15 protein-coding genes are annotated in these 16,508 nt (G+C 70.3%); 8 read left to right on the forward strand and 7 right to left on the reverse strand.

Going from position 1 to position 16,508, the window contains the following annotated elements; genetic code table 11:
* Positions 1-94: 94 nt before the first annotated feature.
* Positions 95-427: a hypothetical protein gene (locus IVW53_10400; protein MBF6605979.1), complete on the reverse strand. Its 333-nt coding sequence runs from the start codon at positions 425-427 to the stop codon at positions 95-97.
* A gap of 205 nt (positions 428-632) precedes the next feature.
* On the opposite strand from IVW53_10400, the gene IVW53_10405 reads away from it, so the two are divergent.
* Positions 633-986, forward strand: a complete 354-nt coding sequence (locus IVW53_10405) for a hypothetical protein (GenBank protein MBF6605980.1) — start codon at positions 633-635, stop codon at positions 984-986.
* Positions 987-1,161: 175 nt separating this feature from the next.
* Entirely contained in the window at positions 1,162-1,515 is a 354-nt protein-coding gene (locus IVW53_10410; GenBank protein ID MBF6605981.1) for a hypothetical protein, read from the forward strand.
* A gap of 189 nt (positions 1,516-1,704) precedes the next feature.
* Here IVW53_10410 and IVW53_10415 read toward each other — a convergent pair whose 3' ends face one another.
* Positions 1,705-2,085, reverse strand: a complete 381-nt coding sequence (locus tag IVW53_10415; protein MBF6605982.1) for a DUF2000 domain-containing protein — start codon at positions 2,083-2,085, stop codon at positions 1,705-1,707.
* A gap of 81 nt (positions 2,086-2,166) precedes the next feature.
* Between IVW53_10415 and IVW53_10420 the strand changes: the two genes are divergently transcribed.
* Positions 2,167-3,012, forward strand: coding sequence for a nucleoside phosphorylase (locus tag IVW53_10420; GenBank protein ID MBF6605983.1), 846 nt, complete (start codon positions 2,167-2,169; stop codon positions 3,010-3,012).
* A gap of 110 nt (positions 3,013-3,122) precedes the next feature.
* Here the strand turns inward: IVW53_10420 and IVW53_10425 are convergent, their stop codons facing one another.
* Entirely contained in the window at positions 3,123-6,038 is a 2,916-nt protein-coding gene (locus IVW53_10425) for an EAL domain-containing protein (protein ID MBF6605984.1), read from the reverse strand.
* Between the two features lie 432 nt (positions 6,039-6,470).
* Between IVW53_10425 and IVW53_10430 the strand changes: the two genes are divergently transcribed.
* Positions 6,471-7,502 (forward strand): D-glycerate dehydrogenase, encoded by a 1,032-nt coding sequence (locus tag IVW53_10430; GenBank protein ID MBF6605985.1) that lies wholly within the window; start codon positions 6,471-6,473, stop codon positions 7,500-7,502.
* Here the strand turns inward: IVW53_10430 and IVW53_10435 are convergent.
* Both IVW53_10435 and IVW53_10440 read right to left on the reverse strand, forming a co-directional pair.
* A complete protein-coding gene (locus IVW53_10435; GenBank protein MBF6605986.1) occupies positions 7,456-9,102 on the reverse strand; it encodes a carbohydrate kinase in 1,647 nt (548 codons plus the stop codon). The two genes, IVW53_10430 and IVW53_10435, sit on opposite strands and share 47 nt — an antisense overlap.
* Complete coding sequence (locus tag IVW53_10440) at positions 9,075-10,397, reverse strand: extracellular solute-binding protein (protein ID MBF6605987.1); 1,323 nt, start codon at positions 10,395-10,397, stop codon at positions 9,075-9,077. The genes IVW53_10435 and IVW53_10440 overlap by 28 nt, the downstream gene beginning before the upstream one ends.
* A 164-nt stretch (positions 10,398-10,561) precedes the next feature.
* On the opposite strand from IVW53_10440, the gene IVW53_10445 reads away from it, so the two are divergent.
* The 4 genes from IVW53_10445 to IVW53_10460 are packed head-to-tail and all read left to right on the forward strand — an operon-like array spanning position 10,562 to position 13,850.
* Positions 10,562-11,353 (forward strand): FadR family transcriptional regulator, encoded by a 792-nt coding sequence (locus tag IVW53_10445; GenBank protein MBF6605988.1) that lies wholly within the window; start codon positions 10,562-10,564, stop codon positions 11,351-11,353.
* Between the two features lie 3 nt (positions 11,354-11,356).
* The gene (locus IVW53_10450) at positions 11,357-12,322 is read left to right on the forward strand and encodes a sugar ABC transporter permease (GenBank protein MBF6605989.1); all 966 of its coding nucleotides are present in this window, start codon (positions 11,357-11,359) and stop codon (positions 12,320-12,322) included.
* Positions 12,319-13,206 carry a carbohydrate ABC transporter permease gene (locus IVW53_10455; GenBank protein ID MBF6605990.1) on the forward strand — a complete coding sequence of 296 codons (888 nt, stop codon included), beginning with the start codon at positions 12,319-12,321 and terminating at the stop codon, positions 13,204-13,206. The genes IVW53_10450 and IVW53_10455 overlap by 4 nt, the downstream gene beginning before the upstream one ends.
* A gap of 2 nt (positions 13,207-13,208) precedes the next feature.
* Positions 13,209-13,850: a cyclase family protein gene (locus IVW53_10460; GenBank protein MBF6605991.1), complete on the forward strand. Its 642-nt coding sequence runs from the start codon at positions 13,209-13,211 to the stop codon at positions 13,848-13,850.
* A 508-nt stretch (positions 13,851-14,358) separates the two neighbouring features.
* On the opposite strand, the gene IVW53_10465 is transcribed toward IVW53_10460, so the two are convergent.
* Together IVW53_10465 and IVW53_10470 are read right to left on the reverse strand one after the other, a co-directional pair.
* Positions 14,359-14,973, reverse strand: a complete 615-nt coding sequence (locus IVW53_10465) for a uracil-DNA glycosylase (GenBank protein ID MBF6605992.1) — start codon at positions 14,971-14,973, stop codon at positions 14,359-14,361.
* Positions 14,974-15,111: 138 nt separating this feature from the next.
* Positions 15,112-16,508 (reverse strand): class I SAM-dependent DNA methyltransferase (locus IVW53_10470; GenBank protein ID MBF6605993.1); only part of this gene is annotated, 1,397 nt, incomplete at its 5' end.

Below are 16,508 nucleotides of genomic sequence, written 5' to 3' on the forward strand. Positions count from 1 at the left end.
CGAACGACCGGAGATCTCCTCGAACCGCCGTGGTCTGGCGCCCAGTCGCTCGCGGGCACCGGAGCGGCCCGAAGAGGGGTCCCGTCGAACCAGATCAGCGCTGTGGGCGACCACCGGGTCGGTCCCAGCCCTGGGCCACGATCCATGGCCCGGACACGTTCAAGCGGACCCGCCCTTCGTGCACGTCGCCGACCGCCGAGGCCGGCACGTAGAGCCTCGCCTGCAAGAGGCCCCGAGCGACGACGAGCGTCGCCTCGCCGACCTCGGCGATCGTTCCGAGCCGGACGTCCTCGCTGTCGGACACGAGCCAGCCCCGCTCGAGATCGACGAAGCGGAACGTGCGCCGAGGTTCGATCGGGCCGCCGACGATCGGCGCGCGCGCCGCCCCACCCCGTCGCCGCTGCGGTCGCCACGCCATGCGCGTCACCCGGGTCCACCGATCCGACCGAGGGTGCCGTGGAAGCGGGCATGCCCTCGTCCTGCGACGGACTGTAGTCCCGGACCGCCGTGGTCACAACGGCGGCGAGCGTCCGGCTCTTGCGCCAGGCGGACTGGCCAGCCCTTCGCTGCCTCAGCCGCGGCCGGCGCGGACGATCGCGTGCTCGAGTTCGACCCCGCCGCTCCGGGTCGACGTGAACGAGGCGGAGATCCGCCAGACGCTCCGACCGTCAGCGTCGGCAATGTCCCCTGCAAGGTCGGCGTCGTACGGTCGCCCCACCAGGAGCGAAGCCATCATTACCAGCGCTGCCCCGATCCGCCCCGCCGACCCTCGCGAATGCGTCGAGACGTTCGCTTGGCGCGGTCTTCGCTTCCACGTCGTCACCGCTGAGCCGCTGACCGCCGAGCAGATCGACGCGATCGGACGGACCGTACCCAGGGTGACGCGGGTGGGGATGTTCGCCCAGGTCGTCGCGATGATCCTCGGGCGCCACGTCCGGATCCGAACCGAGCGCCCATCGCCCGACATCAGGTTCGAGGTGGGCTGAGCGGCCCACTTCGGCGATCCGACCGCGAGGAGGCGAGCGCGAGGGCTTCCTCGACAGGCGCCGCTGGCCGACCCTTCCGTCACTACACCCTGCGCGGCCTGCTCCATTGCGCGTGTGGCACCCGGGCGGCGGCGCCACGACGGAGGGCACCGCCGCGGGGTGGGAGAATGGACGGGTGAAGGCGAAGCTGGTCGCGTTCGGAGATCTCCGGATCGAGGGCGAGCGGTACACCTCCGACGTGGTGATCGAGGGCGGACGGGTCCGCCGACGGCGGAAAGGCCCCTCGAAGCCGCTGCGCGACCAGTTCGGGCACACGCCGCTGTCGGTCGCCGAAGACATCCCCTGGGGTGGCCAGCGGCTCATCGTCGGAACGGGCGCCGATGGCGCGCTCCCCATCACCCCGGAGGTCGGCGAGGAAGCGCAGCGACGGGGGATCGCGATCGATGCCCTCCCGACCGGCGACGCCTGCCGCCTGCTCGCTGATCTCACGCCGAGGGACGTGTACGCGATCCTCCACGTCACGTGCTGAGCGGCCGGTCACGGCACGATGGCTTCTCTATGAAGCCGCTCGCCACACCATGGCAACGTCGTGTGGCTCCGACCTGTCGACCATTGCGGGGGCTGAACGTCGCCACCCCGTGGCCTCACTGTTCATCACGCTGCGGGGCGCTCAGGTCCGGGCCTTCGAGGTCCCGATCGCCCGGGTCGGCCAACCTCGTCAGTGCAGGCTCCGCAGGTTGCCGACGATGCTCGTGACGACGCGCCGCGGGCCGTGCAGCGCGAGCCCGAGGAGGACCGGCACGGCGGCCTCCACGCGCCCGGCATATTCCTCGTACGTCGAGCTGTCGCGGGCGGCGGAGTTGAAGTCGAGGACCAGCAGCCCGCGAGCCAGCGCGCCACGCCGAAGGCCGGCAAGCTCCGCGGCGGGGGCGGCGAGCACGGGCACGGTGGCCTCCACGATGGCGGGATGCAGCTCGCCCTCGGGATCGGTCAGGTCATGGCCCAGTGAAACGATGCCCCGAGCGCCGAGGGTCGCGCCGAGCACGACCGCGATGTTGGCGACCTGCCAGCGTGGCAGGGCATCGTCGACGACAATCACTACCCGGGATGGGACGGCCTCCGCCGTAGGCGTCTCCGCCGCGCCCGGTCGTCCCGGTCGACTCCACATCTCCGAGGCTTCATGCACGCAGCGCATCGTGACAGGCCCAGCGAAACCGTGGCGGCACCGGACGCGGACGAGGCACGGCCGAGCGCGCCGATCGTCGAGCGCAGCGACCTCGCCGAACCGTCCGCATTCACGCCCGAGAGCCTGCTCCGTGAGGCGCGCCGGCAGAAGGGGCTCCCCGCCTCGGATGTTCCGCGAGTGTGCGTCCTCGATCCCGACGGGGACATCGTCCGCGACCTCATCGGGTCGGGTCGTGCCCGCCAGGATCCCGACTGGGCCTGTTACCACACGCTGCTCCACCTGGTCGATGCCGACGGCCTCCGATACGGGATCATCGGTGGAGCGGTGGGCGCCTCGTTCGCGGTCCTCGTCGCCGAAGAGCTGTTCGCATCCGGTTGCCAGTTCCTCGTGAGCGTGACCTCTGCCGGCCAGATCCTCGAGCTTCGGGCGCCGCCCTACTTCGTCCTCATCGAGCGGGCCCTCCGCGATGAAGGCACGAGCTACCACTACCTGCCGCCAGCGCGCTACGTCGAGGCCGACTCCACCCTGATCGATCTCGTCGGGACGGCCCTGCGCGGCGTCGACGTCGTCATCGAGCGCGGCAGCACATGGACGACCGATGCCCCGTTTCGCGAAACCGCGACCGAGATCGCCGAACGGCGGAGCGAGGGCGTCCTCGCGGTCGAGATGGAGGCGGCCGCCCTCTATGCCTTTGCCCGTGCGCGTGGGCGTTCGGTCGTCTGCTTTGCGCACATCACGAACCGGATGGGCCAAGCGGAGCGCGACTTCGAGAAGGGGGACGCGAGTGGGGCGCGCGAAGCGTTGCTGCTCATCGAGGCCGTCGCGCTGGCACTGCCGTGAGTCCCGCCTCTTGGAGTTCACCCGATAGGCAGGTGTGGCTTCGTCATTCCCATAGCCGCACGATGGCGAGATGGTGGCTGCACCAGGACTGCAGTGCCACCAGGCAGCGGTCAAATCGCGAGGCTCGGCAGGTCGATCCGAGTCGGCCACGGTCCCGGCGCCCGACCATCCTGGGGACGGCCGAGGAGGTAGCCCTGGCCATATCCGATCGCGAGTCCCCGCAGCGCCCTGAGCTCGGCCGTGGTCTCGATCCCCTCGGCGATGAGGTGGACCTTGCCCTTCACCGCGAAGTAGCCGATCCCGGCGATGAGCGCCTGGCGGGCGGGATCGGCGTCGATCCCGCGGATGAGCCCGATGTCGAGCTTCACGAAGTCGGGCGCGAGCTCGAGGATGTGGCGGAGGCTGGCATACCCGGCGCCGGCATCGTCGACCGCGAGGCGGACGGACGGCCCGAGCGCCGCGAGCTCGTGGCGGAGCGCCCCGTAGTCGTCGATCCCGACGTGCTCGGTGACCTCGAGGACGATCCCTCGCTCGCTCCCCGCGAGGAGCGCCCGGAGCGCCTCCGATCCGATGAGCGCCGGCGAGGCGTTGAGGCTGAGGTACGCCCCGGGCGGGAGGACCGCCGCCACCTCGAGGGCGGCGCCGAGTGTGGCCGTCTCGAGCTCGATCCCGAGCCCCGCCCGGGCGGCGAGGGCGAAGACGGCCTCGGGCGGGGTGCCGTTGTCAAAGCGGCTGAGGGCCTCGTAGCCGACGACCGCCCCGCTGTGGAACTCGACGATCGGCTGGAAGAACGGGCTGAAGGCCGCCGCGTCGAGGATCGCCTGGACGGCGGCCCGGGCGCCGTCCTCGCGATGGCGGGCCGCGAGCCCGGGAGCGACGAGCGCCCCGACGATCGCACCGAACGTCGCGAGAGCCGGCAGGCGCTCGATGATCCGCTCCGCGTTGTGCGCCTCGTGGACGCCGACGCCGATTACGCCGACGACACCGTGGGGACCCTTGAGCGGAGCATACCCGGCGGTGTGGACGCCAGTCGCCGTGATCGTCACGCCGTAGGCGCCGTCCTCGGGCCGGGCCTGCCAGGCTTCGACCCACGGCCCGGTTGCGGCCCGCTCGCGAAGGTAGCCCGCCCGGGCGTCGGGGATCGCGGTCCCGGCGGTGAGCACGAGTCCCATCCGCCCCGTCACGGCGAGGATCCGCCCGTGGTCGCCCCCGAGCCCGATCACCAAGGCCGAGTCGATCTCCGGAAGCCCGACGATCTCGGCGCAGGCGGCGGCGGCGATCGCCTCGGGCGCATCGGCCGGATCGATCCGGCCGAGGGCGGATTCGATCATCTGCCGCTCGCGGGCATCGCGCGCGAGAGCGCTCTCGAGGGCGCGCTCCCGGGTCACGTCCCGGTCGGTCTGCATGTAGCCGATGAGCTGCCCGGCGGCGTCGCGGATGCCGGAGATGACCGCCTCGACCTCGAAGAGCGTTCCGTCTCTGCGACGGTTGACGATCGAGCCGGACCAGGTCCGACCCGCCCGGACCGAGGCCCAGAGCTCCGACCAGAACGCGGGCTCATGGCGGCCGCTGTCGACGATCCCCGCATAGCGACCGACGATCTCGGCGGGCTCATAGCCATAGGCGCGGCTGAACGCTCCGTTGACGTACGTGACGATGCTGTCGAGGTCGTGCATCCAGATCGAGTCGGCCGTCTGCTCGATCGCCGAGACCAGGCGCGTTCGCTCTGCGCCCGCCGCGATCCGTTCCGTGATGTCCTCGATGACCGCGACAAAGACCGGCGGCACCTCGGTGGCGAGGAGATGGACGCGCACCTCGACGGGGTACGTGGAGCCGTCCTTGCGGCAATGGAGCGTCTCGAAGGCGACCTGGTCGCGCGCGCCGGTCCTGAGCGGGGCCAGCAGATCGGCGAACGAGGCCGGGGTCAGCTCGGTCTTGAGCTCGAGGGGCGTCATCGCGCGGAGCTCGTCGAGCGAGTAGCCAAGGTTCCGGAGGGCGCCGGCGTTCGCTCCGGTGAAGCGCAGGGTCCCGGCGTCGAAGACATAGATCTCGCTGGCTAGCTCATCGAGCAGCCGGGCCAGCCGCGTCTGCTGCGCCTCGAGCTGGACTCGCTCGGTGATGTCCTGGACCGTGCCGACCATCCGGACCGGGCGACCCGACGAGTCGCGGATCGCCTCGCCGTCCTCGTGCACGAGCCGCACGGTACCGTCGGGTCGGATGATCCGGTGGGTGAGGGAGTAGGGGAGACCGTCCTCGCGCGAGCGACGGTCCGCCGCGTCCATGCCGGCTCGGTCCTCCGGGTGGACGAACGCGTGCAGCGCCTCGTTCGTCCCGCCGAACGTGCCCGGCTCGAGGCCATAGATCCGGCAATGCTCATCGGACCAGCGGACTGCATCCGACGCAAAGTCCCACTCCCAGCTCCCGATGTGAGCGATCCGCTGGGCCTCGGCGAGGCTGCGCTCGCTGCGGCGGAGTCCCTCTTCGGCCGCCCCACGAGCCGCGCGGGTCCGCAGCATCGTGATCCCGAACGCGAGGTCGTCGGCGAGACCGCTGAGCAGCTCCACGTCATCGGCGGTGAACGCATTCAGCGTGGTCGCGTAGATCGTGAGCACTCCGAACGGACCGTCATCGGCTCGCAGGGGCAGCGCGAGGGAGGAGGCGAAGCCGTGGCTGATCGCCTGCTCCCTCCACGGGGCGAGCTCGGGATCGGTGAGGAAGTTCCGGCCGATGACGGGGCGGCCGGTGCGGATCGCCGACCCGGTTGGTCCATGGCCGAGCGGGGTGTCTGCCCAGGTGATCGTGATCGATCCGAGGTACCCGGCCTCGGCTCCGGCCTGGGCGACCGGGCGGACGGTCCGCTCCGGATCATCCTCGGCGAGCCCGACCCAGGCGAGTCGATAGCCAGCCTCGTCGACCGCGATCCGGCAGATCGAGTCGAGCAGCTCCGCCTCGTCCTCGGCCCGCAGCAGGGCGCGCTGGGCCGAGCGGAGGACGACGAAGGCACGCTCGCGATCGACCCGATTCATGGCGCCGCAGGTCTCGGCTCGCCCGGCGTCGATGCCGCTCCCGCGATCGCGCTCGGGGCCGTCTGATCCTTCCGCTTGTGCTCCCCGCGGCGGGGCCCGGCTCCGAGCCCGCTCACACCACGCCTCCCGGGTCTCGCACGTCCATGGCCCGGCGATCGTACCTGAGACAGCGCCGGGACGGCGGGGAGGAGGCCGGCCCGGCGGCGTTGTGACCGGCCAGCGGGAGGTTGACGTGCGTGCTCAGCGGCCGATGCGCTTCGTCTCACTATGGCAACATCGTGATGGACGCGCCGTGGCGCCGACGCAATCGAACACGCTGGGCGGCATCAGGCCGTTCGTCCGACTCGATCGTCACAGCGAGCGACGCGCTCGGGCATTCTGCAGGCGGGTCGTTGACGCCGCCTGGCCAGGGTCGGATAGTGGCGACCGCATATGACCCCCACCGGCCGAACCTCGCGTCCAGCCGCCCTGGTCGACCTGCTCATCACCCCCGCGTTCCCGACGCCCCTCGTGGAACGCCTGGCCGCGGGGTTCACGTTCGAGCAGGTGCAACCCGACGTCGACACGGCGAGGGCGGAGCTGCTGGCCAGGGTCGGAAGAGCCCGGGCCCTCTGCTCGACGGGCGCCGATCGGATCGACGCAGAGTTGCTCGATGCCGCTCCGGAGCTCTTGGTCGTGGCCAACTTCGGGGTCGGCTATGACGGTGTCGACGTAGTCGCGGCGGCCGACCGTGGCGTGTGGGTCGCGAACACCCCGGACGTGCTGACTGAGAGCACGGCCGACGTCGCACTGCTCCTCCTGCTCGGGACGCTGCGCCGAGCTGGCGAGGGCTTCGAGCATGTCCGCCACGGCCGCTGGAAAGCGAGCGACCCGGGCGCCTTCTGGGGCGTGGATCCGGGCGGGCTCACGCTTGGAATCCTGGGCATGGGTCGCATCGGCCAAGCGCTCGCCGCGCGGGTGGCGCCACTCGGCATGCGCACCATCTACCACAACCGAACCCGTCTCGCGGCGGAGCGCGAGGCGGAGCTGGCCGCCACCTGGGTGCCCCTCGACGAGCTCCTCGAACGCGCCGACGTGGTGAGCCTGCACGTGCCGCTCTCGGCCGAGACACGCGGTCTGATCGGGCGGCCGCAGCTGGCTCGCATGCGGCGCGGCGTGTTCATCATCAACACCGCCCGCGGCGCGCTTGTGGACGAGGCCGCGCTCATCGAGGCCCTCGGATCGGGCCATGTCGCGGGCGTGGGGCTCGACGTCTTCGCGCGGGAGCCGCGGGTCCCGCGCGCCCTGCGCGAGCACCCCGGCGCCTTCCTCCTGCCGCACCTGGGGAGCGCGACGCGGCGCACCCGCGAGGCGATGATGCGCCTCTGCCTCGAGAATGCGGTGGCCGTCCTGCGCGGCGGGCGACCGTCGACGCCCGTCAACGAGCCGCGCCCCGACCGCGCGAGGGCCCGGGCGCGTCGATGAGCCGGCGATAGAGCTCGGCCTGCCGACCGCGCGCCTCCAGGTACCGGGCGTGCCGAGCAGGGTCCGCCTGCACTTGCCGTGACGGTGGTGGGGCCACCGACGCAACGTCCGTGATCGCGCCGCACCCCGCCAGCGCCAGCAGGGCGGCTCCCCGGCTCGAGGCCTCCCAGACGAGGGACATCTCGACGGGACGGCCCAGGACGTCGGCGATGATGCCGACCCACAGTGGGGAGCGCCGCAGGGCGCCGCCCGCGGCCGTCACGTGAGCCGGTCGGGACAGGGCCCGCGTGAGCCGCTCGTCGACCTCGGCGAAGCGGAAGGCGATCGCCTCGAGGAAACCGCGGTAGATCTCGGCGGCGCTCGTGTCGAGACGGAGGCCGGCAAGCGCCCCGCGCGCGGTGTCGTGGTAGCCGACGCCGCGTTCTCCAGCCAGGAAAGGCAGGACGGAAAGCTCGCCGGCGGCCGGTTCGAGCAGCGCCGCCTCCCGCTGGAGTGCAGCCGGGGAGCGCCGGAGGAGCTTGGCGAGCGCCGCCACGACCCCGCCACCTTCACTCAGCTGCCCGCCCAGCAGCGACCGGTCACGCCCCAGCCGGTACCCGAACAGGCCGGCGGGGATGGGGGCCGCCGGCTCGGGCAGGAGGACCCGCAAGGCGCCGGACGTTCCGATCATCAGCGCCGCCCGGTCGGGCGCCGTGCAGCCGAGCCCAACGTTGCCGCAAGCGCCGTCCCCCCAGGCCGGGAACCAGGCGACGTGGGCCAGCGCCGGCCACCGGAGCGCGGCGGCGGCGCGCAGGTGACCGATCGGCCGGTCGTCGTCGACGATGGCGGGCAGCTCCCGTTCGTCGAGCCCGAGGAGGTCGAGGAGGTCGATCGCCCAGCGGTCGGTCCGCCGATCGAACAGTCCGGTCCCGGAGGCCATCGTCATGCCGATCGGGGCCTCCCCCGTGAGGCGCTCCAGGAGCAGCTCGGGGAAGCCGGCCCAGGAGCGGACGGCCGGGTTCGCGGCACGCAGGCGACGGATCCTCGCCGGCCAGTAGCCGGCGTGCAGCGGGGCGCCCGTCAGCTGAAGGAGCGTGGGAGGATCGACGGCCCGCGCCAGGAGAGCCGCCTCGGCGGCGGCGCTCGTGTCGGCCCACGAATGGAGCGGCGTCAGCGGACGGCCCTGGCCGTCAAGTCCGATGAGGCTGTGGAAGAAGCAGGAGATACCGCCCGCGACGGCGTCGGCGAGAAGGTCGCCAGCCCGCGCTACGAGTCCGTCCAGGACGCTCGCCGTGAGGTCCAGGAGCCGTTCCGCGGCGATGGTCACCCCGCCGTCGCGACCGGTCTCCCAGGCGTAGCCCAGCTGGACGTGACAGCCGTCGACCGGCCGGCCGTCGGCGGCGAAGAGGCCGGCTCGCACCGACGAGCTACCGATATCGAGCGCCACCACGAGCGGCCGGCCGGCGCTCGTGGCCGGGGCGTGCTGCCGGGCCGGACCGCCCGCGCCCCCGGTACGTCGGTGCCGCGACCCACCGAGGGATCGCGGCACCGGGAGGATCTCGCCATCCGCGGCGGGCACAGCGGTGCCCGTCGCTACTGGCAGGCCCCGCTGCTCTTGCACGCGGCCGCGATGGTCGATTGTGCGTTCTGGACGTTGGAGTCGGTCACGAAGACGCTGATCGCGTCCGTGATCGGCGTCAGGAAGGCCGGGATCGTCGCCGGGCCGTTGGCCTCGCTGGGCACCAACTGGTTGGTGGCGAAGTCCGAGATCGCGCTCTGCGAGTACGCGTCGTAGATGCTCTTGTTGGCGTCGACCCGGGCAGGGATCGATCCCTTGTGCGGGTTGAACGCGTCCTGGCCCTCCACCGAGCCAAGGGTCTTGAGCCAGTCCAGGGCGGCCTGCTGGTCCTTGATGTTCTTCGGCAGACCAAAGGTGTCGGTCACGACGATGAAGCTGCCGCTCGTCCCTGGCGCGGGCGCCCATCCGAAGTCCTGGTTCGGCTTCCAGCCATTGGCGGTGTAGTAACCCTTCTCCCAGTCACCCATGATGTTCATCGCCGCGGTTCCCTTGAGGACGAGACCGGCGGCCTGATCCCAGGTGAGCGTGGCGTGATCAGGGTTGACGTACTTGAGGACCCGGGCCATGGTGGTCAGGGCGTCGGTCACCCGAGCGTCCGTCCAGGGAACCGCTCCGGCCCACAGCTTCCGATAGTCAGCGGGCCCGAGCTTGGACAGGAGGATGTCCTCGAACAGCTGGAGTGCCTCCCACTTGTCCTTGTCGCCCAGCGCAAGTGGTGTGATCCCCTTGGCCTTCAGGGCGTCGGCGACCTGGAAGAACTGGTCCCACGTCGTCGGCGGCTGCAGGTTGTTGTCGGTGAAGATCTTCTTGTTGTACCAGAGGACGCCGTTGCGGTGGACGTTGACCGGCACGGAGTAGATGTCGCCGTTGGAGCTCACCAGGTCAAGGAGCTGCTTGGGGAACTTGTCCATCCAGCCGTTGTCCTTGTAGAACTGGGTGAGCGGCTGCATGTAGTTCGTCTTGACCCACGTGTCGATGAGCTCGGCCCCGCCGTGGATCTGGAAGGTATCCGGTGGGTTACCACCGCTCATGCGCGTGGCCAGGACCGCCGTCGCATTCGACCCGGCACCCCCGGCTACGACGGCATTGGTGATCTTGATCCCCGGGTAGTTCTTGCTGAAGATCTGTTCGAGCGCCGCCAGGCCCTCGGCCTCGCCGCCGGCGGTCCAATAGGTGAAGATCTCGAGATTGCCCGAAGCTGCGCCCGATGCTCCGGGCGCCCCCCCGCTCGCCGAGGCGGCCGGCGATGCGCTGCCTCCCGAGCAGGCACTGAGCAACAGGGCCCCGGCCGTGAACAAGCTGGCCAATCGGGCCCGGGATCGATACTCGACGCGCATGGCTCCTCCTACTGGTCAATCCGGTCTGACCAGTGGTACCGTAAGCCGCACCCATGTCAGTGTCAATCCTCGGCCCCGCTTCGGTTGGCCTCCAGGCGGGGGGCGTGGTCGCGCCATGCACGGCCGGTCGGCGGAGGCCGCGTCGCGTCGGTATCGTCCGTCCCATGAGTCAGTCGTCCGGTCGCTCCCCTGACCTCATCGCGGACGATCTCGCCGACGAGATCCTGTCCGGACGGCTGGGTGCGGGCGAGAAGCTCTCGTCCGAGCGCCAACTGGCGCTCCACTACGAGGCGAGCCGTCCGATCGTGCGCGAGGCGCTCCGGACCCTCGTCGAGCGTGGTCTTGTCGAGGTGGTGGCGGCGCGCGGAACGTTCGTCCGAAGTGATCCGGACATGTCGCAGCTCCGCCCGCTCGATCTCCACTACCGGCGCCGCGGGACGACCGCGCGTCAGCTCTCCGAGGCCCGGTCCATGCTGGAGCAGGAGGCGGTTGCGCTCGCTGCCGAGCGCGCCGATGCGGCCGATATCGCCCGGCTTGAAGGCGCCCTTGAGCGCGTCGAGCACAGTCGGACCCCGCTGGACCGGGTGCGCTACGACCTGGGATTCCATCTGGCCCTCGTCGCTGCGAGCCACAACCCCGTCATCGAGGCGATGTTCGCCTCCATCGCGAGCCTCGCGGTCGAGCTGATGGTGCGCAGCGTCGGCGATCCCGAGGTCGTGCGCCGGAGCGAGCCCTTCCACCGCATCGCCTTCGAGGCGGTCCGGCGGCGCGACGCCGCGGCCGCCCGGGCGGCGATCCATGCTCATCTGCGGGTGGCCAGCGAGACGTATGGTCTGGACTTCGATCGGAGTCTCGACACGACCGCCGCGCGGGCGCTGCGGATGGTCGGTTCGGCGGCCGGACTCGACGAGTTCGTGCGCAGCGTCCTGCCGGACCACGACACTCCGGGGAGTTGAGAAATGCGGGATCGGGTCGTGGCGGTCGCGTTGGTCGCGCCCGCGACGCTCGCCAGCCTCCTCTTCGTCTATGTCTTCATCGCCTGGACCGGGTTCGCCTCCCTGACCGGCTGGAATCAGATCAGGCCACTGCGGAACTTCCTGCCAGACTTCCCGCTGGTCGGCCTGGACAACTACCGCTCGCTCTTTGCGACGCCTCGCTTCTGGCCCAACGACATCGTCAACACGGCGGTCTTCACCGTCGTGTTCGTCACCGCGTGCCTCGCCGTCGGCCTGCTGCTCGCGATCCTCCTCGATCAGCGGGTGCGTGGCGAGGCGCTCTTCCGCAACATCTTCCTCCTGCCGATGGCGCTCTCCTTCGTGGTCACCGGCACGATCTGGTCGTGGATCCTGAACCCTCAGACGGGGATCAACCAGCTCGTGGATCCGCTCGGCGCGGATGTCGCGCGACGGGCGTTGCTGGGCGTCGGGTTCCTGCAGCCGCTCTGGGGCGCCCTCGACGCGCTCCACATCAACATCGTCCGACCCGGCCTCACGGCAGACCCGCGGGCCGCTCTTGGCGGTGTGGCCATCGCGGCGGTCTGGCAGATGTCGGGCTTTGCGATGGCCATGTTCCTGGCGGGCCTGCGCGGCATCCCCGAGGAAGTCAGAGAAGCGGCCCGGGTGGACGGCGCCTCCGAGTGGCAGATCTACCGGCGGGTGCTCATCCCGTTGCTGCGGCCGGTCGTGGTGAGCATCGTCGTCCTGCTCGCGTATGTCGCGCTCAAGATCTTCGACCTCGTCTTCGTCATGACCCGAGGCGGACCCGGCGTGTCGACCGACTTCCCATCGATCTTCCTGTTCGACAGTGCGTTCGGAGGCAATCTCTGGGCGCGCGGCGCTGCCGTGGCCGTGGTCATGCTCATCGCCTCGGCGGTCGTGGTGCTGCCATACCTCCGCTCGCAGCTGCGCGCAGAGGCAAGGGGATGACCGCCCCTGGCGTCTCGGCTTCCACCGGCCGTCCCGCGCGGCGGCGCCCGAACCCCCGGCGCGTCCTCCTGTACGTGGTGCTCGGTGCTTTCGCCGTCCTCTTCCTCCTGCCCGCCTACGTCGCGGTCGTCGGGAGCCTCAAGTCGCTCCGCGAGGTGAACACCACCAGCATCTGGAGCCTGCCCGCGAGCTTCGATCTCCAGGCCTGGGTCGATGCGCTCCGACCGCCCCTCATCAACTCGGGCGGGATCGGGGCCGGCCTCTACAACAGCCTCGTGATGACGATCCCTGCCGTCGTCCTGTCGTCCGCCTGGGGCTCCATCAACGGCTTCGTGCTCAGCAAGTGGCGGTTCCGTGGCGCCGACACGTTGTTCGCCGTCCTGCTCTTCGGGATGTTCATCCCGTACCAGGCGATCCTCATCCCCCTGGTGAACCTGCTCCAGCAGCTGCACCTCTACGACTCGCTCGCCGGCCTGGCCATCACCCACATCGTCTACGGCATCCCGATCACCACCCTGATCTTCCGCAACTACTACGCGAGCATTCCCGGTGATCTCGTCGAGGCTGCCAAGGTCGACGGCGCGGGCATCGTGAGCATCTACCGGAGGATCATCCTGCCGCTCTCGGTACCGGGCTTCGTCGTGGTGGGGATCTGGCAGTTCACCAACATCTGGAATGAGTTCCTCTTCGCCGTGACCCTCACCAGTTCACCGGCCAGCCAACCTGTCACCGTCGCCCTTCAGAACCTGGCCGGCAGCTTCGCCGCCCTCTACAACGTCCAGATGGCGGGCGCCATCATGAGCGCCCTGCCGACCCTGGCGGTCTACGTGCTGCTCAGCCGCTACTTCATCCGCGGCCTGCTGGCCGGATCGCTCAAGGGCTGAGCGTGCGCCTGATCGACGTGACCGTGCCACTCCGAGTCGGGATGCCGGCCTACCCGGGGGAGGCGGCACCCCGCTTCCACCTCCTCAAGTCCCTCGCCCGCGGCGACATCGCCGATGTGAGTGGCGTCGAGATGGCGCTCCACAGCGGCACGCACGTCGACGCGCCCAACCACTTCCTGATCGGTGCCGCGGGCGTGGACGCCCTGCCGCTCGATGTCCTCGTGGGACCCTGCCGCGTCGTCGACGTCGACGCCGACCCGCACGTCGGGGCGGCTGACCTGGCCTCCGCGCTCGGCGAGGAGCGGCCGGAGCGGATCCTTCTGCGCACCCGCAACAGTCGGTCGCGTCCCGCCTGCTGGGAGCGGCCTGCGTTCACCCCGGATTTCGCTGCGCTCGCCGTCGACGGTGCGCGCTGGCTGGTCGCGCGGGGCACCCGGCTGGTGGGCATCGACTACCTGTCGGTCGAGCCGTTCGGCGTAGCAGAGCCGGCGACGCACCTCGTCCTGCTGGCGGCGGGCGTGGTCATCGTGGAGGGCCTGGATCTCCGCGCGGTCGACGCGGGTTCGTACGAGCTTCTCTGCCTGCCGCTGCCCATGGCGAGTCGCGACGGCGCGCCCGCGCGCGTCGTGCTGCGGGCGCGTTGAAGGATCCTCGGGGCGATCAGGAGGTTCGCCGCGCCTCCCATCCGCCGCCCCGTCAGCGGGACGAACCTCGCAATGCGGGCTGGTCGTCCGCGGTTGAGCCCCGCCGCGCGTGGCCATCTGAAAGCCGGAAACGCGAGTGATGCCAGAGGCCGGCGATGCGACCACCATCGCGACCGCCCTCGCCTTCATCGCCCGGGTCGAGGCGGCCGCGGGTGCCTTCCCTGCCGTCGACTGGAGCTCATGACCGCTGGCGACGTTGGGGATCGCTGGCACCCCGGTCCGGGTGGCGATCCAACGGTGCGACGATCAAGACAAGACGACGACGCGCATCCTCACCTGCGTTCCGTGGGGTTCATGAGTACAGCCAGTTCAAGCGCAGTCCTCGCCCCGTCGAGATCACCGGCAGCCCGGACCAGACCCCGGCTGACCGTTCACGATCTGCTCATCGTGCTCGGGCCGTGCGCCGCCATGCTCCGCGTGGAGCCGGGGTCGATTGTGCCGCTGGCCGTCATCGACGGTCAGGTTTGTTCGAGGCAGGTGCGACGGCAGCGAGCCCGGCACGAAAGGCCGCCGCACCACCGTTCGCAGGGTGGCGGACGGCGGCGAGACGCGGTAGGGCCTGGGCAGCATGACGACCGACAGCGACGACCAGAGCCGGCTGAAGGATCGACATGAGGCGGACAAGGAAGGGTCGCCCGGCCGCGAGCTCGTCCCTCGTCGGGGTCCGGTTCGACAAGGGAGTCGATCCGACGGGATGCGTCGGGCACACGTTCCACAGGATGGTCTCGTCCTCGAGGTCGAGCTCGGCGAGGATGCGATGGACGATCGACGCCGAGTGCTCGACGTGGCCACGTCGATCAAGGCTCGACCAGCGCTCCTGCGGGAGCGATCGTTCGGACGTGAAGGCCACCCCAGAGAAGCGACAGCCCGCGTATCCGGCTGCCTCCCCGACCAGCAGGAGCGCCGGGTGCGGGCGAGCTCGAAGGTGACCTGCCAGATTCGCGAGCCGGATCGCTGGCGCACCTGGTCGGTCGAGGGCTGGGTCGGCGTCGCGATACGGATTGAACGTCGTTCCGATCTGAGCTCGGGCCAGATCGTCGAGCAAGCGATCGAGAGCGTCCATCGCCTCATAGTAGCCCTGCGCTCGCCGGAGGAGCGCCTGAGCTTCCTTTCGGAGACCCCTACCCGGGGCCACGCTCCACACGAGGCTCCCATCGTGTGGGAGGAACCTTCGTGGTGGCCATGACTGCGATTGGCCCCATTACGCCGGCTCCCGCTCGAGGTTGAGAGTGAGCAGACGGCCGAGGATCGCCTCGGCGGCGATGTCGGCCGGCCAACCGTACGCGGCCAATACCGCTCGATCGACGTCGGCGTGGGTGTTGGCGAGCCACGTCGGGCGCTCGTTGTAGAGGTTCGTGAGGGTCCGGCGGGCGAGTTCCTCGGCGGCGAGGCCGGGCGGGTCGAGCCAGCCGTCGCGGAGCTCGACGAGCCGCCGGGCGGCGACCGCGATCGCCTCGCGCTGCTCGTCGGTCGGGCGAGGGAACGGGAAGGTCTCGAACGTCGTCGTCGGGGTGTAGCGGGGACGCGTTTCGAGCTGGGTCCCCTGCGCGAGCGCCCACAGCTCGTGGATTCGGGAGTGGAGGACGCCGAACGTGCAATCGTCGTCGCGGGCGATCGCGACGAGCTGGTGGTCCGGAAGGATCTTGCGGTCGAGCCAGACGAACAGCCGGTACTTGGTCAGGATCGGTGTGCCGATGTAGCGAGCGAACGGCGCGATGGCGGCCCGCATTTCGCCTCGCGCGCGCCAGTGGAGCCACCAGGTATCGGCTCCGATGCCGGCTTTGGTGCGCTCGGGGCGGACGGTGCGCTGAACGTACTCAAATGGCGCCTCGTACAGGGCGGCCTCCGCTTCGCGCATGTCAACGCCGAAGTCGACGATCCAGGTGTCGCTGGGCCGCCGTGTGATGTCCATGCCGTTGACCCACGGCCGGACGACAGCGGCGTTGGATCGGCCGTCCGGGTTCGGCGACCGGACCATGTCGGCGGCTTGGGCGGCGGGTATCTCGAATGACCCGCTCTTCTGATCGCCGATGAAGGCGATGCCAACGTTCTCCGGCAGTCGCCGCGCCACCGTCAGATCAACACCGCTCGTCAGGTTGGCGTTGATGCCGCCCACGCCTCGGCCATCGAGTTCCCGTTCGTTCTCGGTGCCGTCGTCCTGACCGACGAAGCTGATGTGAACGTTGGCACCTGACAGTACCCACGGCTCATCGGATCGCGCGAAGAAGACGTCGCCGGTCTCCTTGATGCGCTCAAGGACCCGGCGGTTGGCACCTCCTCGAATCGACTGGGTCGCCAGCAAGCCCGCGCGTTTTGTTGGCCCGGCGGTGATCTGCGCTCGGGCCTTTTCGTGCCAATACGAGGAGAGGTCGCTCATGCCGGGGAGTCGATCGCCGAAGACCGAGTACAGCGCCTCGACGTAGTCGTTGCCGAGACCGCGACGGAGGAGCTTCGCGCCTAGGAATGGCGGGTTGCCGACGATGAACTCGGCGGCCGGCCATTCCGCCTCGCGGGGATGGGTCGGGTCCGTGAGGTCGAGCAGCGCGTCGCGGGTCTCGATGTGGTCGAGCGGGCGGAGGATCGGGTCGCGCCGGTAGC

The organism is Chloroflexota bacterium, assembly GCA_015478725.1.
GTDB lineage: Bacteria > Chloroflexota > Limnocylindria > Limnocylindrales > CSP1-4 > C-114.